The 26,286-nt window shown below is 73.1% G+C and carries 18 protein-coding genes and 1 pseudogene; 8 read left to right on the top strand and 11 right to left on the bottom strand.

Translation table 11 applies throughout. From position 1 onward, the window contains the following. Positions 1 to 53: 53 nt before the first annotated feature. From AB0F01_RS07295 to AB0F01_RS07285, 3 genes are all read right to left on the bottom strand, one after another. A complete protein-coding gene (locus AB0F01_RS07295; protein ID WP_362090768.1) occupies positions 54 to 1,520 on the bottom strand; it encodes an MFS transporter in 1,467 nt (488 codons plus the stop codon). Between the two features lie 938 nt (positions 1,521 to 2,458). After that, the gene (locus AB0F01_RS07290; RefSeq protein WP_362090766.1) at positions 2,459 to 3,385 is read right to left on the bottom strand and encodes a helix-turn-helix transcriptional regulator; all 927 of its coding nucleotides are present in this window, start codon (positions 3,383 to 3,385) and stop codon (positions 2,459 to 2,461) included. A 261-nt stretch (positions 3,386 to 3,646) separates the two neighbouring features. Further along, entirely contained in the window at positions 3,647 to 4,678 is a 1,032-nt protein-coding gene (locus tag AB0F01_RS07285; protein ID WP_362090764.1) for a MarR family transcriptional regulator, read from the bottom strand. Between the two features lie 393 nt (positions 4,679 to 5,071). On the opposite strand from AB0F01_RS07285, the gene AB0F01_RS07280 reads away from it, so the two are divergent. The 5 genes from AB0F01_RS07280 to AB0F01_RS07260 all read left to right on the top strand — a co-directional run bounded on the left by AB0F01_RS07280 (position 5,072) and on the right by AB0F01_RS07260 (position 8,992). Next, on the top strand, positions 5,072 to 5,815 hold the full coding sequence (locus AB0F01_RS07280; RefSeq protein WP_362090762.1) for an FHA domain-containing protein: 744 nt from the start codon (positions 5,072 to 5,074) through the stop codon (positions 5,813 to 5,815). Beyond that, on the top strand, positions 5,812 to 7,290 hold the full coding sequence (locus tag AB0F01_RS07275) for a serine/threonine-protein kinase (protein ID WP_362090760.1): 1,479 nt from the start codon (positions 5,812 to 5,814) through the stop codon (positions 7,288 to 7,290). The genes AB0F01_RS07280 and AB0F01_RS07275 overlap by 4 nt, the downstream gene beginning before the upstream one ends. 165 nt (positions 7,291 to 7,455) lie before the next feature. Beyond that, positions 7,456 to 7,887: a peptidoglycan-binding domain-containing protein gene (locus tag AB0F01_RS07270; RefSeq protein ID WP_362090758.1), complete on the top strand. Its 432-nt coding sequence runs from the start codon at positions 7,456 to 7,458 to the stop codon at positions 7,885 to 7,887. Positions 7,888 to 7,930: 43 nt separating this feature from the next. After that, a complete protein-coding gene (locus tag AB0F01_RS07265; RefSeq protein WP_362090756.1) occupies positions 7,931 to 8,365 on the top strand; it encodes a peptidoglycan-binding domain-containing protein in 435 nt (144 codons plus the stop codon). A 114-nt stretch (positions 8,366 to 8,479) separates the two neighbouring features. Beyond that, positions 8,480 to 8,992 carry a hypothetical protein gene (locus AB0F01_RS07260; RefSeq protein ID WP_362090754.1) on the top strand — a complete coding sequence of 171 codons (513 nt, stop codon included), beginning with the start codon at positions 8,480 to 8,482 and terminating at the stop codon, positions 8,990 to 8,992. 59 nt (positions 8,993 to 9,051) lie between these two features. Here AB0F01_RS07260 and purH read toward each other — a convergent pair whose 3' ends face one another. Beyond that, complete coding sequence (gene purH, locus AB0F01_RS07255; RefSeq protein ID WP_362090752.1) at positions 9,052 to 10,614, bottom strand: bifunctional phosphoribosylaminoimidazolecarboxamide formyltransferase/IMP cyclohydrolase; 1,563 nt, start codon at positions 10,612 to 10,614, stop codon at positions 9,052 to 9,054. Next, entirely contained in the window at positions 10,611 to 11,249 is a 639-nt protein-coding gene (gene purN, locus AB0F01_RS07250) for a phosphoribosylglycinamide formyltransferase (protein ID WP_362090750.1), read from the bottom strand. Before purN ends, purH begins: the two co-directional genes overlap by 4 nt. 365 nt (positions 11,250 to 11,614) lie before the next feature. On the opposite strand from purN, the gene AB0F01_RS07245 reads away from it, so the two are divergent. Beyond that, on the top strand, positions 11,615 to 12,436 hold the full coding sequence (locus tag AB0F01_RS07245) for a hypothetical protein (protein ID WP_362090748.1): 822 nt from the start codon (positions 11,615 to 11,617) through the stop codon (positions 12,434 to 12,436). Between the two features lie 264 nt (positions 12,437 to 12,700). On the opposite strand, the gene AB0F01_RS07240 is transcribed toward AB0F01_RS07245, so the two are convergent. After that, positions 12,701 to 14,821, bottom strand: a complete 2,121-nt coding sequence (locus AB0F01_RS07240) for a DUF6350 family protein (protein WP_362090746.1) — start codon at positions 14,819 to 14,821, stop codon at positions 12,701 to 12,703. 99 nt (positions 14,822 to 14,920) lie between these two features. On the opposite strand from AB0F01_RS07240, the pseudogene AB0F01_RS07235 reads away from it, so the two are divergent. After that, a pseudogene (locus AB0F01_RS07235) lies at positions 14,921 to 15,121 on the top strand (helix-turn-helix transcriptional regulator); the annotation flags it as partial. Between the two features lie 921 nt (positions 15,122 to 16,042). Further along, positions 16,043 to 17,089 (top strand): RNA polymerase subunit sigma-24, encoded by a 1,047-nt coding sequence (locus AB0F01_RS07230; protein ID WP_362092481.1) that lies wholly within the window; start codon positions 16,043 to 16,045, stop codon positions 17,087 to 17,089. Positions 17,090 to 17,182: 93 nt separating this feature from the next. Here AB0F01_RS07230 and sucD read toward each other — a convergent pair whose 3' ends face one another. From sucD to AB0F01_RS07205, 5 genes are all read right to left on the bottom strand, one after another. After that, a complete protein-coding gene (gene sucD / locus AB0F01_RS07225) occupies positions 17,183 to 18,067 on the bottom strand; it encodes a succinate--CoA ligase subunit alpha (protein ID WP_362090744.1) in 885 nt (294 codons plus the stop codon). A 20-nt stretch (positions 18,068 to 18,087) separates the two neighbouring features. After that, positions 18,088 to 19,269, bottom strand: a complete 1,182-nt coding sequence (gene sucC / locus AB0F01_RS07220) for an ADP-forming succinate--CoA ligase subunit beta (protein ID WP_362090742.1) — start codon at positions 19,267 to 19,269, stop codon at positions 18,088 to 18,090. Positions 19,270 to 20,822: 1,553 nt separating this feature from the next. Beyond that, a complete protein-coding gene (locus AB0F01_RS07215) occupies positions 20,823 to 22,010 on the bottom strand; it encodes a VWA domain-containing protein (RefSeq protein ID WP_362090740.1) in 1,188 nt (395 codons plus the stop codon). Positions 22,011 to 22,136: 126 nt separating this feature from the next. After that, complete coding sequence (locus AB0F01_RS07210) at positions 22,137 to 24,830, bottom strand: DUF5682 family protein (protein ID WP_362090738.1); 2,694 nt, start codon at positions 24,828 to 24,830, stop codon at positions 22,137 to 22,139. Between the two features lie 91 nt (positions 24,831 to 24,921). Then, on the bottom strand, positions 24,922 to 26,139 hold the full coding sequence (locus AB0F01_RS07205) for an AAA family ATPase (RefSeq protein ID WP_362090736.1): 1,218 nt from the start codon (positions 26,137 to 26,139) through the stop codon (positions 24,922 to 24,924). Positions 26,140 to 26,286 lie beyond the last annotated feature (147 nt).

The raw sequence follows: 26,286 nt of genomic DNA, 5'->3' as shown, positions 1-26,286 counted from the left end.
GAGCAACGCGGACGGCGTCCCCCGAGGCACCGCCGTCCGGGCCGGAGCGCCGCTCAGGCCGTCGGCGTGGCCCGGACGGGCTCCGGGGGCGCGGCCGGCTCGGTCCCGTCGAGGCCGGCCGGGGCGGCGCCGTCGTCCCCGGCCGGCTTCCGGAGGTTGAGCACCACCAGGAACGTCAGCGCGAGGCCGGCGGCGATCGCCCAGGTGGCGGTGGTGACACCGTCCATCAGCCGTCCGGTGTCCTCGGTGTCGCCGCCGCCCACGGCGCCGGCGACGGCGATCAGCACTGCCAGCCCGACGGCCCCGCCGATCTGCTGGCCGGTCGTCGCGATACCGGAGCCGATGCCCTGGTCGGCCGGCCGGACTCCGGTGGTGGCCGCCGCGAACATGGTGGTGAACACGATGCCCTGGCCCAGCGAGAGCACCAGCAGCGCCGGCGCGATCGAAGCGTACGAGGCGTCCTGGCCGAGCGTGAGCGCGAGGACGACGGTGCCGACCAGCCCCATGGTCAGCCCGATGAACAGGGTGGTGCGCACCCCGAACCGGGTGGCCCACCTGCCGCCCACGACGGTGCCGACGAGGACACTGCCGGACGGCAGGACGAAGGCGAAGCCCGTGGTCCAGGCGGAGTATGCCTGCACGACCTGCCAGTACTGGGTGAGGAAGTAGGCCAGCGCGCCGAAGGTGGCCATGAACAGGAACGTGATGCCGGCACCGGTCGACAGGTTGCGGTTGCAGAACAGCCGCAGCGGCACCATCGGGGCCGCGCTCCGGCGCTCGATGACCAGGAACAGCGCGAAGGTGACGACCGCCACCGCGAGCGAGGTCAGAACCTGGCCGGAGCCCCAGCCCGCGTCCGGCCCCTGCACGAGGGCGAACACGAACAGGGTGGAGCCGAGGGTGCCGGTGACGGCGCCCGGCAGGTCGAAGCCGCCGCCGGCCTGCGGGGTGTCGTCGGGCAGCAGCCGCACGGCCACGACCATGGCGGCGCCGGCCAGCAGCACGTTGACGTAGAAGACCGAGGGCCAGCCGAAGGCGTCGGTGAGCAGACCGCCGAGAATCGAGCCGAGCACCATGCCCGAGCCGCCGGCACCGCCCCAGACGGACAGGGCGCGGTTGCGCTCGGCCCCCTCCGCGAAGAGCGTCGTGACCAGGGACAGAGTGGCCGGCGCGAGGAAGGCACCGCCCAGGCCCTGCACGGCCCTGGCCGCGATGAGCAGCCACGGGTCACCGGCGAACCCGCCCGCCAGGGACGACGCGGCGTACAGGAAGAGGCCGAGGACGAACATCCGTTTCCGGCCGAAGAGGTCGGTGGCCCGGCCGCCGAGCAACAGGAACCCGCCGAAGGCAACGGCGTAGGCGGAGACCACCCATTGGAGGTCCTGGGCGGCGAAGCCGAGGTCCGCACCGATCTCCGGCAGGGAGACGAAGACGATGTTGTAGTCGATCGCGATGATCATCTGGGCGAAGGCGAGCAGTGCGAGCACCGCTCCCAGACGACGCGGCCGTGTCGAGTGCATGCCGGACACGCCGGTTCCTTTCTGGTGGCCCGTCAGGGGACGGGGAGGGAGACGAGAGAGACGGGAAGGCGAAGAGAGGGGAAGGCAGCAGGAAGGGCAGAGGGGAGTGAGGGACGGAGGGAGGGAAGGATCGGAGACGGCGAAAGGTGCGGAAGGGGACGGAGGGGCGAGGGAACCGGAGGGAGGGACCGGAGGACGGGAAAGTGAGCGACGGGCGAGGAGCGACGGGTGAGGGAGCGACAGGGGGGCGGAGAACGGGGAATCAGGAGGCAGCGGGCGCGGTCAGGGCCCCACCTGGGCGCTGTGCCTCTGCGGCGTCCCGCTGAACAGGCCGGCGGGGACCGGAGACACGGTGACGGGGCCGGCGGCCGGCCGTTCCGAAGCGCCGCCGGGGGCCTGCCGTTGCCGCTACCGGGTGGAACATCGGGCTGACCACGTGAAGGACATGGCCCCAGGCTCGGCCGCACGCCGGTGCCCTGCCAGTGCGGGCGGAACATAGTGGTCGTGCCAACAGCCAGGAACGGCCACGGAGTACGGGACTCACGCGCCCCCGCGAGCCGCCCGCTGCGCAGCAAGGGCCTGGGCACGGTGACGGGCGGGCGCGCGAACGCGGCCCCGGGCGGGCCAGGGGCGGTGGGCGGGATCCGGCCCGGCAGCGCATCGGGGTCCCGGGACCGCCGGGACCCGGGGGCAGCCGGACGGCGGCCGACGGCGCCGCCGGGGGCGCGGCCACCGTCCCACAGCTCGACGGGACGGGGGTCTGGGCCGGGTGGGCCGACTACCGACGAGCGTGGGGGGAGGGCCCAGTGAGCCCGACCGCACGGCCGCCCGGGACCGGGGTGCGTCGGCCGTGCGAGGGCCGCCCGGGAGCAGCGTCGCCCGGCGGGTGACGAGCCCGGCGCAGGCCGGGGCGGTCGCCCGGCGGACCGCCGAGGCGGTCAACGCGTCCCGCGCACCAGGCCGTCGGAGCCGATGCCGTGCGTCTGCCGCGAGGGCGTGACGTGCGACAGCCTGCGCAGCGCCGCCTCCGTCCCGGTGCCCGGGGTCGGCAGGAACACCGTCAACCGCACCGCGATGCGACGGGTGAAGTCCAGTGTGGCGCGTTCGAAGTGGAGGTCGCCGACGGCCGCGTGGGTGAGCACCTCGGGGCCACAGGAGTCCTCCAGCACCTCGTGCCGCTCCCACAGCCGCTCGAACAGGGGGCTCGTGGCGCGGAGTTCGTCCACCAGCGCGGGAATCGCCTTGTCCTCGACGTGCGGTGCGGCCTGGCCGCGGAAGCGGGCGACGACGCTCGGGGCGGTCTCCTCCCAGTGCGGGTAGGCGGCCCGCACGTGGTCGCTGGTGAAGAACTCGCGCAGGAGGTTGTAGGGCCGGCGGCCTGTGGGGAGTTCGCGACCGGGTCCCGCACCGAGGAGGTCGCCGTCGCGCTCCCCTCCCATGCCGAGCAGCGTCTCGGCCGCCGCGTTGGCCACCACGACGTTCCACGCGTGATCGGCGATGTAGGCGGGATTGGGCCACCAGTTGTCGACGAACGGGCGCATGGCCTCAGCCTCCGGCGGAGCCTGCGGCAGCGGTGGTTCGGCCTGCGCCCCGGCGAGCCGACGCAGGTACAGCCGCTGGTTCTCGCTGAGGAGCAGCACCCGGGCGATGGAGTCCAGCACCTCACCCGACACGTTCTCGGCGCGGCCCTGTTCGATCCAGGTGTACCAGGAGACGCCCACCCCGGCGAGCAGCGCGACCTCCTCGCGCCGCAGTCCCGGCGTCCGGCGCCGGCCGGCGACCGGCAGTCCCACCTGGGCCGGGGACACCTCGGCCCGCCGCGCGACGAGGAAACGGCCGAGTTCGCGGAGGTGAGGAGGCGCCACGCGCCTCGTCGAAGCGCCGTTGCCCATCGGGTGCGGTCCCCTTCCGTGGTGGTGGCGGAGCAGGGGGACGTGCCGGCCGATGCGGCTCCCCCGTGCCGTGTCCACCGCAACAACCCTGCCTCCAGGTTTGTTTCCGCCGCCGGACCGCGCACAGCGATAGGCGGTCCGTCGCCCGGAGGGCACTCGACGGCCTCGGTCGATCTGCCGGGGGCCGGGGTGCCGGAGGGCGCGGGGGAACCCCTGGGCCCAACGGGTGCCGGTTCAGGAAGGAGCAGCCTCCGCGCGGCTCGATCCGGCCCCGTCCGCCTCCCGCAGGGCCGAGCGCAGCACGGCGGCGCCCGTCGGGGTGAGGGTGTGCAGCACGGTCTGGCCGTTGCGGACCGAGGTGACGAGACCCGCGTCGCGCAGCGCGGAGGCATGTCTGCTGGCGGCGGGGGCCGAGATTCCGGCTGCCCGCGCGATCTCGCCGGTCGTGGCGCCTCCGGACGCGGTGCACAGGGCGATCGCACGTGCGCGCCCGAGGAGGTTCGTCAGTGACCGTCCGGGGTCACGGGTGTGCGGGACCTCGGGTTCGTGCAGCAGGGAGTACCAGACGACGGGCGGGAGACCGGGGTCGGCGTAGGCGACCGGCTCGCCCCAGTTGAAGTACGACGGGACCAGTGTGAGCCCGCGGCCGTTCAGATGGAGGTCCCGGTCCTCCGCCTGCCGGGGGTAGGCGACCTCCAGCACGGGCGGACGCCACCGCAGCATGGGGCCCATTCCGGCGAGCATGCCCTCCACTCCCCCGTCGAGCAGTCCCCGGCAGCGTGCCGCCCGCTCTGCCTCGATGCGCGCCTGGACACGCTCCGCATGGGGGGCGATGACGGTCCGGTGGTAGGCGCGCAGCAGCCCCACCAACTGCTTGCGCGCCTGAAGGGCGTCCAGCCGCCGGCTCCAGGCGGGTGCTCCGACGGTCCGGTCGAGGATGCCGACCTCCGTCCTGACCCGTTCCGCGGGCGTGGCGAGGACCGACTCCAGACCCGCGTCCAGACCGTCCACGGCGTCGACCGGGGTGAGGAAGTCCGGGAAGTAGGCGGCCCTCGGGCACAGGGGCAGCAGAACGTCACGCACGGCCCGCTCCAGACCGCTCTCCCGCATCTGCTCCCGTGCGGTGCGATACCACCCGGTGTAGGCCCACCGGCCCTTCCGGGACTGGAGCCTGTGCAGACTCGCGGTGATCTCGAAGAGCGGGTCAGGAGCCGGAGCGAGCCGGGTCCTGGCCAGATCCACGTCGGTGAAGTGAATGCGCAGCATGTCGTTCCCCCCGATGAGCCCGAGTTCCCGCCGCCCGGCGCCTCCGTTGCCGCCCGGCGCGACCGACCGGACGAACGTACGGCGCCCGACTCAAGGTCCGATAAACGAGGGCGCAACGACCCTGGAAATCAAGGCCTTTGACCTGCAGCGCAAAGGCCCGGCTCACCGCGGGTGCCCGGTGTCCGGCCCTCCGTCGGGGAAGCCCGTGAGCCCCTACCATCGCTCCGGAGGGGAGCAGGAGTGGGCGGTCGGGGCCACCGCAGCGAACGGTGCCTTCACCCGACCCGAAGGCCGGCCGGAGGAGTCGTCGTCGCACCGATCCACCTCCTGCGCTGCCTCCTGTTGCGCTGGGGAAAGTTGGCCCCGAGAAATCGGGGAAGGGGGAACGACTCCATGTACAGCATCATCGTCGTGCCGCCGTCGGGCGGTGCCGGGACCGAACAGATCAGACTCGGTGCGGGGGAACGCGTCGGGTTCGGCCGCGCCGGCCGGCACAACGGCCTGGTCATCTCGCACGGGGGAGTGCCGCGGATCGCCGGGGAGATCACCGCGCACCGCACCTTCTGGCTGCTGAGCAACCTCAGTGAGGACCAGACCTACGTGGTGGAGAACCCGGAGGGCGCGGGGGAACACGTCAAGGTCGCGCCGGGCCGGGTGGACGCGCCCGTACCCTTCGAGTTCTCCCGGGTGACGCTGCCCGCCGCGGGCGATCTGCTCACGTTCGACGTCTGGGCACCGCGGCACGCGTTCCGCAGCGCGGAGCGCCACTCACTCGCGGGATCCGCCACCGTGCCGGCGTTCGCCCTGGACCGCACCAAACGGTACTTCGCGGTGCTCACCGCCCTCTGCGAGCGTCGACTGCGGGGTGAACCGAACGCCCCGCTGCCCGCCGTCGAGGAGATCGTGGAGCTGCTGCGCCCCAGTTGGCCCAAGGTCACCCGCTCCGCCGTCTACTGGAACATCGACTACCTTGCCGTCAAGTTGCGGCTGCGGCCGGGCCCCGAGGAGGCGGCCGGGCACGGCCGTCGTGTACACGGCAAAAAGGAGTCGCTGGCCTCCCTGGCGCTCCGTTTCGACCTCGTCCGCGAGGACGACCTGGTGGTCCTCGCGCCCGCCCCGAGCGGGGTGGCACGGTGACCTCGGGCCCGTACGCGGTCACCGTGCCGAAGGGCTATCGGATCGGCGCGTGGGAGGTGCGCGAACCGCTCGCGTCCGGCGCGTTCGCCACGGTCTACCACGCGGTCCGGCGCGCCACGCAAGAGCGCGGCCTGCCGCGCCGGGCGGCGCTGAAGTTCCTGCCGACCGGCACCCGTACCCCGCGCCAACTGCACCACCTGCGCGATCTGGCGGAACGCGAGGTGAAGGTGCTGCGGCGGCTCCGCTCACCGCGGCTGATCCGGATGTACGACACCCTGACGGTCGACGATCCGGACCGTCCGGAGCTGGACGGCGCCACCGTTCTGGTCCTGGAGCGGGCCGAGGAGTCGCTCGACGCGGTACTGGACCGGTCCGCGGTCCCCGAGGCCGCACCCGCCCTGCTGGCCCAGATCGGTGAGGGCCTGCACCAACTGCACCACGCCGGCTGGGTGCACGGCGACCTGAAGCCGGCCAACGTGCTGCTGATGGCGGACGGTTCGGTACGGCTCGGCGATTTCAACACGGCGGCCGAACTGGAGGGCACCCACGCCTACGCCCCCGCGTTCGCCACCCCGGACTACACACCGCCCGAACTCCTCTGGCCCGAGATCGACGAACGCGGCACACGCGTCCGGCCGTCGGCCGACGTCTGGGCCTTCGGTGTCCTCGCCCACCTCACCCTCACGGGAGCACTCCCACTGCCCGGCGGCACCCCGGAAGCCCGCGCCGACGCGGCGATGCGCTACGCGCGCGGCCGGGAGGAGCTGCGCCTGTCCCCCGAACTCCCCGGCGCGTGGCGGGACATCGTCCGTGACTGCCTGGCTCCCCGGAGCGCGGACCGGATCACCGCGAAAGCCCTGCTGCGTCGCGTCGAGCAGGCCGCCGGCGTCTCCGGATCACCCCGCCTGCCCAGGCTCCGCCCCCGCTTCCGGCACCGTCATCCGGTCCTCACCGCTGTCCTGACGGCGGCCGCGCTCGGGACGACCGTGACGGCGGTCGACGTCCACGGTCACGTCACCGCGCAGGACGGGACACCGGTGTACGCGGCCCTGCCCAAGGAGCACGCGTTCCCCACCGGGCCCACCGGCAACGTGGTCTACGGCTACCACCACTGCCCGCAGGACAGCATCTGCTTCTTCAGCGAGCACAACGGCAACGGCCTGATGTGCGCCTGGCACGGCGACGACGCGGACTGGCTCTCCGGGGAGACGACCTGCGACTGGGCCGCCGGCGCCCCCGTACGCTCCGTCTTCAACAACCTCGACGACGACCGGCCCGACCCGGCGGTGGCGTACTTCCGCAACACCGGGTTCCGCCCCGCCGACGCCGACCGCCGCCGCACGGCCCAGCGCACCGGCTGCACCCCGGTGAACAGCATGGGCAACCTGGCGGGCACGTACGCCCCACGCTCGCACAGACTCATCGACAGCTGCTCGTCGTTCACGGCAGTGCTGGACTATCTGACGCCGTGGTGATTGCCGGAGGGAGACGGCGAAGGGGGCGGGGCGTGCGCGGCTCCTCCCACCGTCCCTATAACTGTGCAGGTTCCCCCGGCCCCCGGCCCTGCCCATCATGACTACGGCACAACGGTGGACAAGGAGAAGACGGGGGAGGACATGAAGAGGACGCACGGATCGCGTATGACAGCGGGCGCCGTCGCCGGGCTGACCCTGGTGTCGGGTCTGGGTATCGGGGTCGCCACGGCGGCACCGGCCGCGGCGTACGCGGGCTACTGCAACGACAGTTACGCGACGGTGCAGAGGAAGCTTTCCGGCACCACGTGGACGGCCTATCTGCCCGGCTACAGGGGCAACAGGGACTGCACGATGGGCAGCGGAGCGCAGAGCTCCTCCGTCGGCCTGCTCCAGCGCTCCCTGAACATGTGCTACAGCGAGGCCACCGGCCACAGTCTCAAGGTCGACGGGATCTTCGGCACCAAGACCAAGAACGCCCTCGCGGCCGCTCAGCGGCGCGAGGGAATCACCGGTGACGGCATCTACGGCAAGGACAGCCGCAACCACCTGAAGTGGGAGTTCACCCGCCACACGTCGACGCGCTGCGCCAGGATCTGACCCGGCCGGGGCCGGGACCACCCACTCGGACTTGAGGAGACACATGAGGGAAACCCGCATGCTGCGCGCCAAGGCCGGTGTCGCGGCCGGTGCGATGCTGCTGGCCGGACTCGGGGTGGCCGGTACGGCCACCCCGGCCGGCGCCGCCACCGGTTGGTGCAACAAGACGCTCGGCCGATTCATCAACGGGGGCAACGGCCACGAACTGGCCAACATCCCCGGCTATGGCAACACGGACAACTGCATCACCGGGCGGGGTGCCGTCGGCTCGCACGTGAAGGCGATCCAGAAGGCCCTGCGGCACTGCCACAAGCGGTCCGCGGTAGAGGTCGACGGCGACTTCGGACGGATCACGGAAAGTGAGCTGAAGATCGTTCAGGCCTCTCTGGGCCTCGCCAACGACGGTGTGTACGGCCCCAAGACCCGCGACAGGCTGAGGTGGCGGAGCACGAACGGCCACTGCGCGACTCTGCCGTAGCAGCCGACCCGGCATGGCCCGCCACATCGGAGAGGGCGATCCGGTCACGCACCGGCTCATCCGGATCGCGGACGAACGTCGTACGAACACACCGACAGCCGGCAGAGGACACTCATGACACACAGAAAGCGCATCGCCGGACTCCTCGCGGGGGCCGGCCTGGCCATCGGCGCCCTGCTCGGGACGGCGGTGCCGGCCCAGGCGTACTCGCCCAACCCCCGTATCCAGCCCATCCCCTACGACACGGACTCGTGTCCGTGCAGGCACCCGGACTCCTACGACGGCACCTACTTCAAGCACGACCCCGGAGGGGTCGCCATGAAGATCCTCCTTGATCAGAAGGGGGCCTGGGTCGGCAAGGTGGAGTTCCACCCCTATGGCGAAATGCTCTGGGTCTACGACACCGCGAACGACGACGACAGCTACTACGTGACCGTGTCCTACTACAACGAGGCCGGGCGCAAGGTCCGCATCGGCGGGGTGATGTCGGCGGGAACCTCCTCCGCCGCCGTGGACTACAACACGTACGACCTGGACATCGCCGAGGGCAGGCAACTCATCATCGACCTCTACGACGACTCGGGGCTCAAGGACCGCATCTCCTCGGTGCGCAGCGCCGTGGCCTAGAGCTCAGGTCCCCCCGTCCGGCCGGGTCCACGGCGGCCGGACGGGAGGATCCCGTGCTGTCAGTGGAAGAAGTGGCGCGTCCCCGTGAAGTACATCGTCACGCCCGCCTTCTTCGCGGCCTCCACGACCTGCTCGTCGCGGACCGAGCCGCCCGGCTGGACCACGGCCTTCACGCCGGCCGCGGTGAGGATCTCCAGGCCGTCGGGGAAGGGGAAGAAGGCGTCCGAGGCGGCGAAGGAACCGGCGGCGCGCTCGGCGCCGGCCCGTTCGACGGCCAGCTTCGCGGAGTCGACGCGGTTGACCTGGCCCATGCCGACGCCGACGGAGGCGCCGTCCTTGGCGAGCAGGATCGCGTTGGACTTCACCGCGCGGCAGGCCCGCCAGGCGAAGGCCAGGTCGGCGAGGTCGGACTCGTCGAGCGCCTCGCCGGTGGCCAGCGTCCACTGCGCCGGGTCGTCGCCGTCGGCCTGGAGACGGTCGGCGACCTGGAGCAGGGCTCCGCCGTCGATGGGCTTGACCTCGACGGGCGCGGTCGGGCCGCCGGGGGTGCGCAGGACGCGGATGTTCTTCTTCCTGGTGAGGGCCTCCAGCGCGCCCTCCTCGTAGTCCGGCGCGACGATGACCTCGGTGAAGATCTCCGCGACCTGTTCGGCCATCTCCCGGGACACCGGCCGGTTGACCGCGATCACCCCGCCGAAGGCCGACAGCGGGTCGCAGGCGTGCGCCTTGCGGTGCGCCTCGGCGACATCGGCGCCGGTCGCGATGCCGCACGGGTTGGCGTGCTTGATGATCGCGACGGCGGGCGCGTCGTGGTCGTACGCGGCACGGAGCGCGGCGTCCGTGTCCGTGTAGTTGTTGTACGACATCTCCTTGCCGTGCAGCTGCTCGGCCTCGGCGAGACCCCCGGTGCCCGACACGTACAGCGCGGCCGGCTGGTGCGGGTTCTCGCCGTAACGGAGGGTGTTCTTCCGCTCCCAGGTGGCGCCGAGGAAGTCGGGGAACCGCGACTCGTCCACCGGGGCGTAGTCGGAGGCGAACCAGCTCGCGACGGCGACGTCGTAGGCGGCCGTGTGCTGGAAGGCCTCGGCGGCGAGCCGCTTGCGGGCGGTCAGGTCGAAGCCGCCGTCACGGACCGCGGCGAGGACGTCGCCGTACCGGCCGGGGCTGGTCACCACGGCGACGGAGGGGTGGTTCTTGGCGGCGGCGCGCACCATCGACGGGCCGCCGATGTCGATCTGCTCCACGCACTCGTCGGGCGTGGCCCCCGAGGCGACGGTCTCGCGGAACGGGTACAGGTTGACGACCACCAGGTCGAACGGCTGCACGCCCAGCTCGTCGAGCTGCTCGCGGTGGGAGTCCAGGCGCAGGTCGGCGAGGATGCCGGCGTGGACCTTGGGGTGCAGGGTCTTGACGCGGCCGTCCAGGCACTCGGGGAAGCCGGTGAGCTCCTCGACCTTGGTCACGGGGACGCCCGCGGCGGCGATCTTCGCGGCGGTGGACCCGGTGGAGACGAGCTCCACCCCGGCCTCGTGCAGGCCGCGCGCGAGGTCCTCGAGGCCGGTCTTGTCGTAGACGGAGACGAGCGCCCGTCGGATGGCCCGCTTGTTGCTCTCGGCGGTCACTGGATAACTACCTTTCGTCCCTCAATGCGATAGCCGTTGCGGGCGAGCCGCCCCACGACCTCGACGAGCAGCCTTCGCTCGACGTCCTTGATGCGCTCGTGCAGAGCGCTCTCGTCGTCCCCGTCCCGGATCTCCACCACGCCCTGCGCGATGATCGGACCGGTGTCGACGCCGTCGTCGACGAAGTGGACGGTGCAACCGGTGACCTTGGCTCCGTAGGCGAGCGCATCCCGCACCCCGTGGGCACCCGGGAAACTGGGCAGCAGCGCGGGGTGGGTGTTGACGAACCGTCCCCCGAAGCGGGCGAGGAACTCCTTGCCGACGATCTTCATGAAGCCCGCGGACACCACGAGGTCGGGCTCATGGGCGGCGACGGCCTCGGCGAGCGCCGCGTCCCACGCCTCCCGGCTCGGGTGGTCCCGCACACGGCACACGAAGGTCGGCAGCCCGGCCCGCTCGGCGCGGGCCAGTCCCTCGATCCCGGCCCGGTCGGCGCCCACGGCCACGACCTCGGCCCCGTAGGCCTCCGCCCCGGTGGCGGCGATCCCGTCGAGGAGTGCCTGAAGGTTCGTACCGGATCCGGAGACCAGCACGACGAGACGCCGGGGGCGTTCGGCCACGGGCTCGGCAGCCACGGTGGGGCCCTTTCTCGGGGAGCGTCTGCACGGTCGACGGCACAGCGCTTGTCCATTCCTACGAATGCTTCGGGCCCCCGAATACGGGGAAGCCTACGAAGCGGCCGACCGTCAGCAACGATACCGGCACACCGGGCGGCCCCCGCGGGACGGGGGCGTGGCCGGAAGGTAGCGTCTGGGAAGAGCTGATCCGGGAACGCGTGGGGCACACGGGGAACGCCACCCGCGCGCCGAGCGTTCACGGAGAGACGGACCCGGGCCGGAGTGCCCTCGGGCACGCTCCAGCTCAGTCGTAGTCGATGCGCCGTGCGCGGCCCCCAGCGCCGCACCACGCCGTACTTCATAAAGGGGAAGACGCTCACTTGATGCCGGACCGCAGCCCGCGATTCCTCATGTTCCCCACGTTCCCCCAGCAGTCGCCGCAGGGAGGGGAGCGTGGCGCCGTGCTGCTGCGGGAGCGCCCCTCCTCTCCGCCCGACGTGCCCCGGGGCGGGGGCGACGGCGACGACGGGCGCCGTGACTCCGGCGGCGGGCGGGGTTCCGGGGGCGCCCAGCAGGACAACCCGTTCGCACCGCCGCCGGAGGGCACGCCCGACCAGCCCTGGCAGCCCCGGCACCCGTCCGACGACGAGGGCCGCGACGACTCCCGCGGCGACGGCGGCCGTTCGCTGTGGGGCCGGCAGTGGAGCGACCGGCAGCCCGGCCGTTCCTCCGGCGGTTTCGGCGACCGGCCGCGCGGCCCGGAGAACCAGGGCGGCGGACCGCAGGGCCCATCCGGCATGCGCTGGGACCCGACGGACCCGGCCCAGCGCCGGGCGCGCTACGCCCTGCTGTCCGGCATGTGGGCCTTCTTCTTCGCCCTGTTCAGCTGGCCGTACGTCGCCCTGCTGCTGGGCTCCCTCGCCCTGTACTGGGGCATCAGCGCGCTGCGCGCGAAGCCCGGCTCCGGTGACCAGGACTCGACGGCCGTGGAGCCGCCCAAGGGCCGCCCGCAGACCACGGCCGCGGTGAGCGGCCTGGTCACGGCCTCACTGGCGCTCGCCCTGGTGGCCGCCTCCTTCACGGCACAGTTCGTCTATCGCGACTACTACACGTGCACCAACGACGCCCTCACCGAGGTCGCCAAGGAATCCTGCAACGAGCTCCTGCCGGACCAGCTGCGCGGGCTGCTGGGCATGGAGGAGTGACGACGCCAGGCGTCACCAGGTCCAACGTCACGGCTTCAGGCGTCAGGCGTCAGCAGGTCCAGCGTCACGACGTCAGGCACCACGAGGTCACGAGGTCAGGCATCACGGCGTCAGGCGTCACGACGTACGACGTGAGGGCGTCCGGCCCACGGTCGGCCGTCGGCCGACGGGTCGGTGGCGCTGCCCACGCCCAGAGGCGTTCGACACCGCCCCCTGTGAACCCTCCCCCGCTAGTGCCAACGCCGTGAAGTTGCGGCCGTGGCACTAGCTCCCCGTGCCGTCCGGGGCTTCTCCGGGATCCGACGTGTCCGGGGGAGCCGCGGGGGCCGCGGGGCGCGGAAGGTCCGAGGGGTCCGGGGGATGTGAGAGGTCCGAGGCGTTCGAGGTGTCGGTGCCCGGGTGGGCTGCCGGTCGAGAGGGCGGCGGGGCCTGGGGTACCGGGGCCAGGTCGGACACGGGGTTCGCCGGGACGGCATGGCCCCCGACCGGTGTGCCCCGGGCGCCGGTGGTGTCCATGTCCCGGACACTCCCTGGGCCAAGGACGGGCCGCCCGGCGCCCGCGGCGTCGTCCGTGCGGGCCGAGGCGGAGGCCCGGTCCGTGCCGGACTCCCGGCCGGCCGTCCCGGGGGCCGACGGGCCCCGGTCGCCCGGGGACGGGTCCTGGGCAAGGGGGTGCGCCTCCACCGTGTACGGCAGGAGAACGGCGTCCTCCCACAGCCGCGCCTCCCGGTCCTTCTCGGTTGCGGCGGTTCCGTGGGCAGAAGTCCTTTTGGCATCGGACGGGCTCCGCGACCACGGCATCCGGAACGTCCGCCGACCCGTGCGGCTCCGCTCGCCCGTGAGGGACTCCTGCGGAGCCCCGGTCCGCGGCCTGCCGATCCGGGGGCTGCTCGGCGCCTCCTCCGCCCGCGCGGCGCGCGAGGTACGGCCCCGCCAGGCCCGAACGGCCAGTGCCGTCACGCTCCCCACCAGTCCGGTCCACAGCAGGGCCGCCCCTCCGGCCTGCCACCACACAGGGCCGAAGCGGGAGAGCCGGTCCGTCCCCAGCGGGCCGCCCGCGAGGGCGGCGAGCACCGCGACCAGGGACCCGCAGAGCACGGCCGCGAGCAGGGCCGCGCCCACTGTCCGCCGCGCAGAGCGGACACCGGTCGGCCCGTGCGCCGACCGGGCCGCCGCACCCACCGTCCCGTGTGCCCTCGTGGACGACTGGTTCCACTGCCTCGATTGCTTCCACTGCTGCGACTGTCGCGACTGCTCGGAGAACCTCGTGTGGATCGAGGGCTCGGGTGGCTCACCCGGCGCGCGCACCGGCGTCCGCGCGCCGGCCGGCCCAGCCGCGTCCCGTCCGACGTACCACCCCGTCACCATCCCGGCGGTGAGCGGCACGGCCCCGGCCGCCCAGTTCAGCCAGGTACCCGCCCCGGGGTCCGGCACCGCCGCCAGCAGCGGGAACGGCGGCAGCAGCGGCACCGGGGCGGAGGAGAGCGGCGTCACGGGGGCACCCGCGCCGAGCAGAAAGCCCGGGCCGAGGGCGTACGCCGCGGCCCACACGGCGGCGTTCGGCACCAGGGTGACCGCGAGCAGCAGCACCGCGAACCGGCCCGACCAGCCCTCGGTCACCCGCAGCAGCGCGCCCTGGGTCTCGGAGCCGTGCAGAGCCAGGGAGACCGTCAGCAGCAGGGCGCCGCCCGCCACCAGGACGGCCGTGCCGGCACCGGCCGCCCGCGCGGCGACGCCGGGGCGCCCGTCCGGGCCGAGGACGAGATGACGCATCCGTCGGGGCACCACCGCGCCCAGCGCCCGCGCCGGCGGCCCGCTCGGGCTGCCGTAGGCGGACCACACCCCCGCACCCGCCGCCAGCACCACGACCAGGGGCACGCACAGCGCCACCGACTCCCACTGCGGCCGAAGCCCGCCGCCCCTGGCATACAGCGCGGCCGGGGCGGCGACGGCGAGGTATCCGACGACGACGCCCGCCCAGGCGGTCCGCCCGGGCACGAGGGGAGCCTCGCCGCCCACGTCGTGGTCGGTGGCGTCCCGGGCCGCCCGGTGCAGCAACCACACCGGAAGCGCGAGCAGCAGCAGCGGGGGGAGCCCCACGGGGGCCGGGACCCCGGTGAGCGTGTCGGTGCGGACCAGGTCGGCCCCGTGCGCCAGGAGCCACAGCGCCGCCGCGGTGTGCAGAGCGCCGTCGGGGCCACTGTCCGGGTAGGGCGAACTGATCCACAGCAGCATCACGAGCACGGCGAACGCGGCGAGCCCCAGCCCGGCCGCGAGGGCTCCCCCGAGCATCCCACCGGCGAAGCCGGGCGAACGGTCACGCAGCCGGTGGAGCAGACGGACCCGCGGGGAGCGACGAGCAGTGGAGTGGATCACGCCCGCCATGCTCCCAACGACACGCGCTTTTCCGTCGTAACGGGCGAAGCCCGGCTGTGTCGCTCAATATACGTTTATGTCATTTTTCGTACGGAGGGATGGCGCCCCGTGCCGCGAAGTCCTGCCGCCCCACTGCCCGCCCCCGAGGAACGCCGACGCCTGCGCGTATCCGGCTCCCTGACCCAGGCTCAGCTCGCCGCCCGTCTGGGCGTCAGCCGGGAGACCGTGCGCGGGTGGGAGTCCGGCCGCACGACCCCACGCGGCCGGAAGCGGCAGGAGTACGCGAGCCTGCTCGCCGACCTGGCGGAGCGGGCCCGGCCCGAACCCGTGCTCGCCTCCCCCACCGCTTCGGGCGGTTCGGATGCGAGGGTCGCTTCGGCTGCGCTGGGTCCCTCGGCCACTGCGAGAGCGTCGGATGCGCCGTTCTCCGCGGGTGGTGGGTCGGATGCTGTGGGCACCACCAGCGCTGCGAACACCACCAGCGTCACGGGTGCCGCGGACACCACGAGCGTCGCGGGTGCCGCGGACACCGCGAGCGTCGCGGGTGCCGCGGACACCATGAGCGTTGCGGGTGTCGCAGGTGTCGCAGGTGTCGCTGGTGCTGCACATGCTTCAGGCGGCGCGGGGGCCGTCGAGGTCGCGCCCGGTGACCGTCGCCAGGGCGCCCCGGTCAGCCGCGAGAGCGGCATGAACGGCATGAACGGTGAGGACGGCGGGGACGGCGGGGACGGCGAGAACTGCGAGGACGGTGGGAGCAGGGAGAAGGAGGAGGCGCCCACTCCGCGGGAGACACGGTCGGCACGCCAGTCCGGGAAGGACCGCAAGAACCGGAGGTACCGGAGGGGCCCACGCGGGCGGGGCGGGTACGAGGACAGGGAGGGGACGGAGGAAACCGGCACGCCCGGCGGAGCGGTGACGGTCCGTCCGGAGGAGCCGGAACCGGCTGCCCTCGCTGACGGCCGGAGTGCCGGACCCGGCCGGTCCGGTCGAGGACCCGCACCCGCACCCGCACTCGCGTCCGGGCCGCGGTCGGGCGGTGAGCGGAACACCGGGAGCCGGACGACGTCCGGCGGCAGGGCCGAGACCGGTGGCAAGACCGAGACCGGCGGCAGGACCGAGACCGGCGGCAGGGCGAACTCCGTTGGCAGGATGAACCCCGGTGGCAGGTCGGAGACCAGGAGCGGGGCGGAACCCGGACTTACCTGGGGGACGGACACCGCCGGGAGGACAGTGCCCGCCGACGGCGCCCAGCCCGCCGGAGGGAGCGGTGCCGGGAGGGCAGTGGTCGCCGGCGGCGCCCAGCCCGCCGGAGGGAGCGGTGCCGGGAGGGCAGTGGTCGCCGGCGGCACGGAGACCGCCGACGGACCCGGGGGGACGGAGCCGGCGGGGAAACGGGGACCGGGACGTCTGCGCGACCCCGTGGTGGTGGAGCCGGACCCCGGCCCCGACGCCGCCCGGGACGCGGAGCGGAACCCGCACGCGCTGACGCCCGCTCAGGCCTTCGACGCCCTCTACGCTTTCTGCGCCCCCGCCCTCGTCAGGCAGACGTACCTGCTCACCGGCCGCCGCGAACTGGCCCGCGAGTCCGTGGAACGCGCGTTCCAGCTGGCCTGGGAACGCTGGCCCGAGGTGGCCCGCGACCGCGACCCGGCGGGCTGGGTGCGCGCCTCCGCGTACGAGTGGGCGCTCTCGCCCTGGCACCGTTTCCGGCCCCGCTATCGGCACCCCGAACCGCCCCCCTCCGATGCGGCCGACCGCGCGCTGATGGACGCCCTGATGGCGCTGCCCGCCCCGCACCGCCGCACCCTCGTGCTGTACGACGGCGTCGGCCTCGACCTGCCAGAGACGGCCGCCGAGACCGAGGCGAGCACTCCCGCGGCGGCCAACCGGCTGCTGCACGCCCGTGAGACCGTGGCGCAGCGGCTTCCCGAACTGTCCGATCCGCAGGCGCTGCACGACCGGCTGGCCGAACTGGCCTCCGCCGAGCGGCTGCGGGCCGCCCAGCCGCCCGCGGTGCGCGACGGCAGCGAGCGCCGGGCCCGCTTCTGGACCCGCGCTGCCATCGCCTTCACGGTCGCTCTGATCGGCACCACCGCGCTGACCCTGCGCACCGCCCCCACCCACTACGAGCCGCCGGTGCCGCCCGGTGAGACGGTGCAGGGCGTCCCGCCGCACGTGGCCCCGGGCCCGCTGTCGGACAAGCAGCAGAAGCTGCGCAGCAAGCTGCGCAAGGAACTGCTCCACGGACCCGAGCGGCTGGCCCCGCAGTCACGGTGACCTCGGGCCCCGGGACCGCACGGTGCCGGGAACGACGGTGGGCCCGTCCTCCCGAGAGGGGGGACGGGCCCAGCCGTGTGGTCCTGCCGCGGGTCAGCCCGCGAGGATCTCCCGGGCCAGCTTGGCCGTCTCGGTCGGCGTCTTGCCGACCTTGACGCCGGCGGCCTCGAGGGCCTCCTTCTTGGCCTGGGCGGTGCCGGAGGAGCCGGAGACGATGGCGCCGGCGTGGCCCATGGTCTTGCCCTCGGGCGCGGTGAAGCCCGCGACGTAGCCGACGACCGGCTTGGTCACGTTCTCCTTGATGAAGGCCGCGGCCCGCTCCTCGGCGTCGCCGCCGATCTCACCGATCATGACGATCAGGTCGGTGTCGGGGTCGTCCTGGAACGCCTTCAGCGCGTCGATGTGGGTGGTGCCGATGATCGGGTCACCGCCGATGCCGACGCAGGTGGAGAAGCCGATGTCGCGCAGTTCGTACATCATCTGGTACGTCAGCGTGCCGGACTTCGAGACCAGGCCGATGCGGCCCGGCTTGGTGATGTCGGCCGGGATGATGCCGGCGTTCGACTGACCGGGCGTGATCAGACCGGGGCAGTTCGGACCGATGATGCGGGTCTTGTTGCCCTTCTTGCCGGCGTACGCCCAGAAGGCGGCGGTGTCGTGGACCGCGACGCCCTCGGTGATGACCACCGCAAGCGGGATCTCGGCGTCGATCGCCTCGATGACCGCGTCCTTGGTGAACTTCTCCGGGACGAAGATGACCGTGACGTCGGCGCCGGTCTTCTCGATGGCGTCCTTCACGGAGCCGAAGACGGGCACCTCGGTGCCGTCGAAGTCGACGCTGGTGCCCGCCTTGCGGGGGTTCACGCCGCCGACGACGTTGGTGCCCGAGGCCAGCATGCGCCGGGTGTGCTTCTGGCCCTCGGAGCCGGTCATGCCCTGGACGATGACCTTGGATTCCTTGGTGAGGAAGATAGCCATGGTGTGTGTGACCTCGTCCCTTACTTTGCGGCAGCAGCCAGCTCGGCGGCCTTGTCGGCCGCGCCGTCCATGGTGTCCACGCGCTGCACGAGCGGGTGGTTGCGGTCGTCGAGGATCTTCCGACCGAGCTCGGCGTTGTTGCCGTCGAGACGGACGACCAGCGGCTTGGTGACCTCCTCGCCCTTGCCCTCGAGAAGCTCCAGCGCCTGCACGATGCCGTTGGCGACGGCGTCGCAGGCGGTGATGCCGCCGAAGACGTTGACGAAGACGGACTTGACGTCCGGGTCGCCGAGGATGATCTCCAGACCGTTGGCCATGACCTCGGCCGAGGCACCGCCGCCGATGTCGAGGAAGTTGGCGGGCTTGACGCCCTTGTGCGCCTCACCGGCGTAGGCGACGACGTCCAGGGTGCTCATGACGAGACCCGCACCGTTGCCGATGATGCCGACCTCGCCGTCGAGCTTGACGTAGTTGAGGTTCTTCTCCTTGGCGGCGGCCTCGAGCGGGTCGGCGGCGGCCTTGTCCTGGAGTTCCTCGAACTCGGGGTGGCGGAACTCGGCGTTGTCGTCGAGGGACACCTTGCCGTCGAGGGCGATGACCTGGCCGGAGGCGACCTTGGCCAGCGGGTTCACCTCGACGAGGAGGGCGTCCTCCTTGACGAAGACGTCCCACAGGGTCACCAGGACGTCGGCGACCTGGTCCGCGACCTCGGCCGGGAACTTCGCGGCGGCCGCGATCTCCTGGGCCTTGGCCTTGTCCACACCGTCGATGGCGTCGATCGCGATCTTGGCGACGGCCTCGGGGCGGTTGGCCGCGACCTCCTCGATGTCCATGCCGCCCTCGACGGAGGCAATGGAGAGGAAGGTGCGGTTGGCACGGTCGAGGAGGAAGGAGACGTAGTACTCCTCGACGATCTCCGGAGCGGTCTCGGCGATCATCACCTTGTGGACCGTGTGGCCCTTGATGTCCATGCCGAGAATGTCCGTCGCCCGGGCGACGGCCTCGTCCGGGGTGGCGGCCAGCTTGACGCCGCCTGCCTTGCCTCGACCACCGACCTTCACCTGGGCCTTGACGACCGACTTGCCGCCCAGACGCTCGGTGATCTCGCGCGCCGCCTCAGGCGTGTCGATGACTTCACCGGCCAGCACCGGTACACCGTGCTTGGCGAAGAGGTCCCTCGCCTGGTACTCGAACAGGTCCACGCGCTTCCGTCCCTATCAGTGATCTCGCGGTTCGTTGGATGCGTGGGCGTGCCGCGAAGGGCAACGTGACGTCCGCTCTGTCACAAGGGAGGCGCACACGGTGTCCGAGCGCGCGGCATGTCCGCCTCGCAGGTTATCCCCGCATCCCTGGCCACCCTAAATCGCGGGTCACACGTGAGCGGTGATACCTGTCACATGATGCCATTCTGTACGGCACGCGGTGCCGCCGACGAGGGCCCCACCGGGCTGGGGTTGACCCGGTGAGGCCCGCTGTACAGCCCGGAGGGGGCGGTGTGTCCCCCGCCCTCCGGGATGCCGGGGACTCGGCCCCCACCCCAATGGGAACCGCTCGCCCCGTCCGCAGGACCCCGACCCGACGGGTTCCGATGGCTTCGGCCGTTCGGGCTCCGGCATCCCGCGGAACTCTTTGTTACCCGAAAGTCAGCTCCGGGTCGCACCAGGGGCCGGCGGGCGGCTGCGGGAGAGCCGCGGGAGCTGCGGGCAGCGCAGCCTGTGAGCGTCGAGAACAGGAACGTCCCCGCACCGCTCCCTGCCGCTGCCCCAGCCCTTGCTCCTGATCCTGCTCCTGCTCCTGCTCCTGCTCCTGCTCCTGCTCCTGCCGTTCACCCTGACCCGGCCGACCGTCACGGCACTCTGACAGAAAAAGCCCGCGGGGGAAGGTGCAGGGCGAGGAGAGGGAGGGCGCGGAAGCGTTCGGCACGGGGAGGGTGGTGCGCGGAAGGGCGCGCGGCGGGGGGTCAGCGGCGAGGGCCGCGGCCGTGGAGGGGGTAGGCGCCGGATGGCGGTGTCGGCGGGACGTCGTGGCGCTGGTCGGCCGGTCCTTCCCGGGCGTGGGCGTTGCCGGGCTTGGGCGGCCCCCGGGACGGTGACCGGGCTTGGGCGGTCCTCGGGGCGGTGCGGGTGACCATCGGTGGCCCGGTGGCCGGCGGGACGGGGTGGGCTGCGTGGAGGGGTGAGACCGGAACGGGAGGAGACGGAACGGGAGGAGGCGGAACGGCCAGACCAGGTCAGGCTGGGGGCCGGAGCCCTGCCCCCGGGCCGCCCGGCTCACCGAGCCCGCCCGGCGGAGGCAACGGGTCGCGGCCCGGGTCGAGCGCTCGGCAGACCGTAGGCGCTCGGCCCTGAGCATGGTTCCGGAGGCGACGAACCCGGCCCCTCTCTACGGGGCGGTCACCTCGGTTCTCCGGCCACTCAACAGCTCACTCGCTGTGACGGACATGCGCTGCCACCCACCCACCTCGGTCCAGGTCGGCAGCCGGACGCCCTCTCTCTTCTGCCCGGCCCCGTCCTCGGTCCGGTCCACCCCTCGGTCGGACCGCGTACCCGGTCCGACCTCCGTTCCCAGCCCCACCCCGTTCCCAGTCCGACCCCGTGGCCTGGTCCGAGCCCGTGGCCTGGTGCGGGCCCGTGGCCTGGTCCGGGCCCTTTCCGGTCCGGATCCGCTCCGCGTCCGACTCCGTCCGCCGAGGCGTAGGAAGCCGGTTCCCGGGCGGTCGTCCCCGCGCACCCGAGGACGACTCTGCCCGGCCGAGTCACCGCACGGGCTCCGGCCACGGAGAACCCCCCGTGTCCGGTATCGGAAGGGGCCGCTTCTCGATGGCCGCCGCCATCACGTCGGGGAAGAGGTCCGGGGTGCAGGCGAAGGCAGGCGTGCCCAGGGCAGCCAGGGCCGCCGCGTGCTCCCGGTCGTAGGCGGGCGCCCCCTCGTCGGAGAGCGCGAGCAGCGTCACGAACTGCACACCCGACGCCTTCATCGCCGCCACCCGCTTGAGCATCTCGTCGCGGATCCCGCCCTCGTAGAGGTCGCTGATCAGCACCACCACCGTCTCCGCCGGGCGTGTGATCCTCGACTGGCAGTACGCCAGCGCCCGGTTGATGTCCGTACCGCCGCCCAGCCGGGTGCCGAACAGCACGTCGACGGGGTCGTCGAGTCGGTCGGTGAGGTCCACGACCGCCGTGTCGAAGACGATCAGCCGGGTGTTGACCGCCCGCATCGAGGTCAGGACCGCGCCGAACACCGATGCGTGGACGACCGAGGCCGCCATGGACCCCGACTGGTCCACGCACAGGATGATCTCCTTGCGCACCGACTGCGCGGCCCGGCCGTGGCCGACGAGACGGTCGGGGACCACCGTGCCGTATTCCGGCAGATAGTGCCTGAGGTTCGCGGCGATGGTGCGGTTCCAGTCGATGTCGCGGTGGCGCGGCCGGCGTATGCGAGCGCTGCGGTCGAGGGCGCCGGTCACAGTGGCCCGCGTACGGGTCGCGAGGCGTTGTTCCAGTTCGGCGACGACCTTGCGGACCACCGTCCGGGCCGTCTCCCGCGTGGTGTCCGGCATGGCCTTCTCCAGCGACAGCAGGGTGCCGACGAGGTGCACATCCGCCTCCACCGCCTCCAGCATCTCCGGTTCCAGCAGAAGGGAGGCGAGGCCCAGGCGGTCCATGGCGTCGCGCTGCATGACCTGGACGACGGGGGTCGGGAAGTAGGAGCGGATGTCACCCAGCCAGCGCGCCACCGACGGTGCCGACGCGCCGAGCCCCGCCGCACGGTCGTGGCCCGCCCGCGGCGCCTCGCCCGTGCCGTACAGGGCGGCGAGCGCGCCGTCCATGGCGCTGTCCTGGCCGGACAACGCATATCCGGTGCCGTCCGCGACGTCTCCGCCCAGCACCAGCCGCCATCTCCGCAGCCGCTCCTTCGCGGGGTCGTCGTGCGGTTCCATCCGGACTCTCCCTTCTACCGGTCCTCTCCGGTCCCCCTCCGCGGGGACTACGGGTGCTGCGGGTACTGCGGGTCCCGTGGTCCTCCTGATCCTCCTGGTCCTCCTGGTCCTGCCGCGGGCGGGACGTCATGGCGTCACGCCCGCCGGTTCCGCCCGCGGGTCCTCGCTGCCCGCGCCGCGCCCGTTGCCCTCGCCCTCGCCCTCTGTGCCGTGCCCGTGTCTTCCCCCTCCACCGTGCCTGCGTCCATCCGCTTCACCGCCCGGGTCGCGACTGCCGAGGAGCAGTCGGACGACCGGGAGCACAGCGTCGGCCCGTCCCCGGTCGAGGCCCGGTGCGCGTCCCGGAACCCCGGGTCCGGCCCCGGCGGTGGCCGCGCGGGCGGGTGCTCCCGGTCCGCGTCGGGCGAGTTCGCCGAGCGTGCGGCGTACTCCCGGCTCGTAGGCCGAGAACGTCCGTCTCAGCAGGGGCAGGACATCGGTGAACGCCTCTGCCGGCACGCCGGTCAGCCAGATGTCGACGAGGGAGCGCAGCCGTTCGTCATGGACGAGGAGCATGCCGCCGCCGGAGCCGCCGCCCAGGAAGCCCTCGATCCACCCGGCGGCATCGGCCGGAGGCGTGCCCGGGGACAACACGAGGCCCATCAGCCGTGCCGCCTCACCGGACTCCAGGGCACCGCCGTCCAGCAGCAGACGGACCGCTCGCCCGCGGAGGAGGCCGGGCACGGAGTCCCTCCCCGACAGTGTCCGCAGCACCGCCTGCCAGCGTCTGCGCAGGTCGCCGTGGTCGGGTGCGGGCTCCTCCCCGAGCAGGCCGAGCGCGCTCTGCACCGCCTCCAGGTGGTCCCGCATCTCCTCGGCGGCGTCGGCGTCCAGGGATGTGCAGGCCGGGGGCAGGCCGACGAAGACTCGCTCGGCGAGCCCCGCGGCGACCCCGGCCAACGCCGCCGTGTCCGTGCCCCGGACGTCCCCGTAGCGCAGGGCGCGCACCAGCGCGGGCAGCGCCTGGGCGAGGTGGCCGACGTCCGTGTCGAGTGCTGCCCGGTCGGTCAGGACCCGCGTCACCGTGGGCAACGCGTCCGGCAGTCCGGCGAGCAGGCACTGCTCGGCGAGACCGGTCACCTCGGCCAGCCCGCGCGCGGCGACCGCGTCGGCCTCGGCCTTGGCACTCGCGGCGGCGAGCACGGTCGTCCCCCACATCCCCGCCTCGGCGACCCGCACGGACAGCTCGGGCTCCCAGCGCAGCCGCCAGGTCTCGCGGAAGGTGCCCGTGCTCCCGCGCGAGGCCGCCGGGTCACCCCAACCGACGCCGAGCAGCCGCAGCCGGTGCAGCATTCTGCTGCGGTCGGCGTCGGTGTCCTTGCGCAGATCGAGTTCCAGCTCGCGGGCGGCCGCCTCGGGTTTCAGCCGCAGCCGCCGCTGGGTCCGGGTGAGATCGCGCTGCAACGGCACGGCGGGTGCCGCGGGCGGGACCGCGCCCAGCACGTCCCCGACGACCAGCCGGTCGTGCACCAGGGTCAACGGTATGTCGGAGCCGTCGCACAGCACGGCCCGCACGGCGTCGGTGGTCTCGCTCAGACCCGCCAGCGGCCGGCCGCGCATCGCCGCCAGGGCCCCGGCCAGCCGCGCGGCCTCGATGACGTGCGCGGTGGAGACGATCCGGTCCTCGGCCCTCAGCAGACCGGCCACCTTGGTCATCCAGCGCTCGACCGGGCGGTCCTGGGCGGCGAAGAGGTGTCCGTACCAGCCCGGCGAATCGATACCGGCCCCGTATCCGCTGCTCCGGGACAGCCGGCGGTGGGTCCACGGGATCCAGGTGAGGTCCACCCTCGTCCGGGGCAGCCCCTTCAGCAGGGCCCGGTCGGCGGCGACGGTGGTCCTTCGGCGCAGGGCGGGCACGTGCCATGCCCCGCACACCACGGCCACGTCGTCCCCGGCCTCCCGCCGGGCCGCCCGGATGCTGAGCCGCATGTGCGCCTCGCGCAGGAGGTCCCGGTCGTGTCCGCCGCTGCCGTGGGTCTCCCGCAGGGCCGTCATGGCCTCCTCGAGTGCGGTGAACGGCGCGAACGGGTCCCCCTCGCGCCCGCTGCGGTGTTCGACGACGTCCTCCCACCACCGTTCGGCGTCGTCGTACCCGGCGGCGCGGGCCAGCTCGCCCAGCGGGTCGATCCGCACCTGGTCGCCGGGGGCGGTCTCTCCGTCCAGGCCGGAACCGCTGCTCCCCCTGGCCTCTCCGCCGCTGTCCCCACCCGGGCCGGTGGCGTCCTCGCCGGTCTCCCTGCCTCGCCCGCCCTCACACTCCTCGGCGTCCGCGTCGCTCCCGGCGTTCTTCTCCTTCCTCTCGTTCCTGTCCCCCTTCTCCCTTACGTTCTTCTCGTTCTTCTCGTTCTTCACGGCCGCCCGGTCCCCCCTGCCTCCCCGGTCACCGGCCTCCCCCCGGCCGGCCGGACGGTCCTCCTCGTCGGTTTCCCACGCCAGGGTGTGGGCGGCCGGCAGGTCGATGAAGCGGGCGGGTACGCCGTGTTCCAGGGCCCACCGCAGAGCCACCCACTCAGAGGAGAACTCGGCCAGCGGCCAGAACACCGACCGCCCGGGCCCGTCCACGGCATGGGCCAGCAAGGCGACGGGCGGGCTCATGTCCGGGTCGGCGGCCAGCGGGAGCAACGCGTCCGCCTCGGGCGGTCCCTCGATCAGGACGACGGCGGGCCGGGCCGCCTCCAGGGCCGCGCGGACCGCTCGCGCCGACCCCGGTCCGTGATGACGGACGCCCAGCAGCAGGGGACCTGCCGGCCGGCCGAGGCTCTGTCGGCCATCGCCTGTCATCCCGTCCCCCAGCTGCCCGTCGTCCCGCCGCCCATCGGTGTGTGCGCGTCCGACGGGCCGGCCGGGCGACGGTGTTCGGTGCGGCCGCCGCTCATGCGCCGGCCTCCCGGCAGGCGCGGTAGAAGTCCGTCCAACCGTCCCGTTCGCGGATCACGGTCTCCAGGTACTCCTGCCAGATGACCCGGTCGGCCGCCGGGTCGCGCACGACGGCGCCGAGCAGGCCGGCCGCCACATCGCCGGCCCGCAGCACCCCGTCGCCGAAGTGGGCGGACAGGGCGAGCCCGTTGGTGACCACGGAGATGGCCTCCGCCGTGGACAGGGTGCCGCTGGGCGACTTGAGTTTCGTGCGGCCGTCGGTGGTGACCCCGTCACGCAGTTCGCGGAAGACGGTGACGACCCGGCGGATCTCGTCGATGCCGTCGGGCATCAGCGACAGGTCGAGGGAACGTCCGATCTGGTCCACCCGCCGCGCGACGATGCCGACTTCCTCCTCCGGCGTGCCCGGGAGCGGCAGCACGACGGTGTTGAACCGCCTGCGCAAGGCACTGGACAGGTCGTTGACGCCGCGATCGCGGTCGTTGGCGGTGGCGATGAGGTTGAAGCCGCGGACGGCCTGCACCTCCTCGCCCAGTTCCGGTATCGGCAACGTCTTCTCGGACAGGATGGTGAGGAGACTGTCCTGCACGTCGGCCGGGATACGGGTCAGTTCCTCGACCCGGACGGTGGCGCCCCGCGTCATCGCGCGCATCACGGGGCCGGCCACGAGGGCGTCACGGCCGGGGCCGTGGGCGAGGAGCCTGGCGTAGTTCCAGCCGTAGCGGAGGGCTTCCTCCGGCGTGCCGGCGGTGCCCTGGACCAGCAGGGTCGAGTCGCCGCTGATCGCCGCGGCCAGGTGCTCCGACACCCAGGTCTTCGCCGTGCCGGGCACGCCGAGGAGCAGCAGCGCACGGTCCGTGGCGAGGGTGGTGACCGCGACCTCCACGATGCGCCGCGGCCCCACGTACTTGGGGGTGATCACCGTGCCGTCGGGCAGGGTGCCGCCGAGGAGGTACGTGGCGACGGCCCACGGCGAGAGCCGCCAGTTCGCCGGCCGGGTGCGGTCGTCCTGGGCGGCCAGCGCGGCGAGTTCACCGGCGAAGGCGTCCTCCGCGTGTGATCGCAGCACCGGCGGCGTCGGCGGGTCCGGTGCGGAGGCGGAGCCGCCGGGCGCCGGGGCGGCGGGGAACGCGTCGGTACGCGCGTCCGTTCCCAGGAGCGCGGGGCCGTTCCGGCGCGGGGCGCCGGACGTCGGTTCAACGGGTGCGGACATGGCTGAGTCGTCCCCCTCCAGCTCGGCCGGTTCGGATCTGTCACCACCGTGCACCACGCCACTGACAATCGCCCCGGCCTGTGGATACTCCCGTGCACCACCTGTGGACAACTCCGCGACAAGGCCGTTGTCAGTGGCGGTGCGTAC

Source organism: Streptomyces sp. NPDC029526, from assembly GCF_040637405.1.
Lineage (GTDB): Bacteria > Actinomycetota > Actinomycetes > Streptomycetales > Streptomycetaceae > Streptomyces.
The sequence above is the reverse complement of the archived record's forward strand: the minus strand, read 5'-3'. Positions and strand labels throughout refer to the sequence as shown.

Bases quoted from the DNA above. Each gene is read 5' to 3' on its own strand.
- AB0F01_RS07270 (WP_362090758.1), top strand. From the start codon at position 7,456: ATGACAGCGGGCGCCGTCGCCGGGCTGACCCTGGTGTCGGGTCTGGGT.
- AB0F01_RS07215 (WP_362090740.1), bottom strand. From the start codon at position 22,010: ATGGAACCGCACGACGACCCCGCGAAGGAGCGGCTGCGGAGATGGCGG.
- AB0F01_RS07240 (WP_362090746.1), bottom strand. From the start codon at position 14,821: ATGGCGGGCGTGATCCACTCCACTGCTCGTCGCTCCCCGCGGGTCCGT.
- sucD (WP_362090744.1), bottom strand. From the start codon at position 18,067: ATGGCTATCTTCCTCACCAAGGAATCCAAGGTCATCGTCCAGGGCATG.
- AB0F01_RS07280 (WP_362090762.1), top strand. From the start codon at position 5,072: ATGTACAGCATCATCGTCGTGCCGCCGTCGGGCGGTGCCGGGACCGAA.
- AB0F01_RS07260 (WP_362090754.1), top strand. From the start codon at position 8,480: ATGACACACAGAAAGCGCATCGCCGGACTCCTCGCGGGGGCCGGCCTG.
- AB0F01_RS07295 (WP_362090768.1), bottom strand. From the start codon at position 1,520: ATGCACTCGACACGGCCGCGTCGTCTGGGAGCGGTGCTCGCACTGCTC.
- AB0F01_RS07285 (WP_362090764.1), bottom strand. From the start codon at position 4,678: ATGCTGCGCATTCACTTCACCGACGTGGATCTGGCCAGGACCCGGCTC.
- AB0F01_RS07265 (WP_362090756.1), top strand. From the start codon at position 7,931: ATGAGGGAAACCCGCATGCTGCGCGCCAAGGCCGGTGTCGCGGCCGGT.
- AB0F01_RS07205 (WP_362090736.1), bottom strand. From the start codon at position 26,139: ATGTCCGCACCCGTTGAACCGACGTCCGGCGCCCCGCGCCGGAACGGC.
- AB0F01_RS07210 (WP_362090738.1), bottom strand. From the start codon at position 24,830: ATGACAGGCGATGGCCGACAGAGCCTCGGCCGGCCGGCAGGTCCCCTG.
- AB0F01_RS07245 (WP_362090748.1), top strand. From the start codon at position 11,615: ATGCCGGACCGCAGCCCGCGATTCCTCATGTTCCCCACGTTCCCCCAG.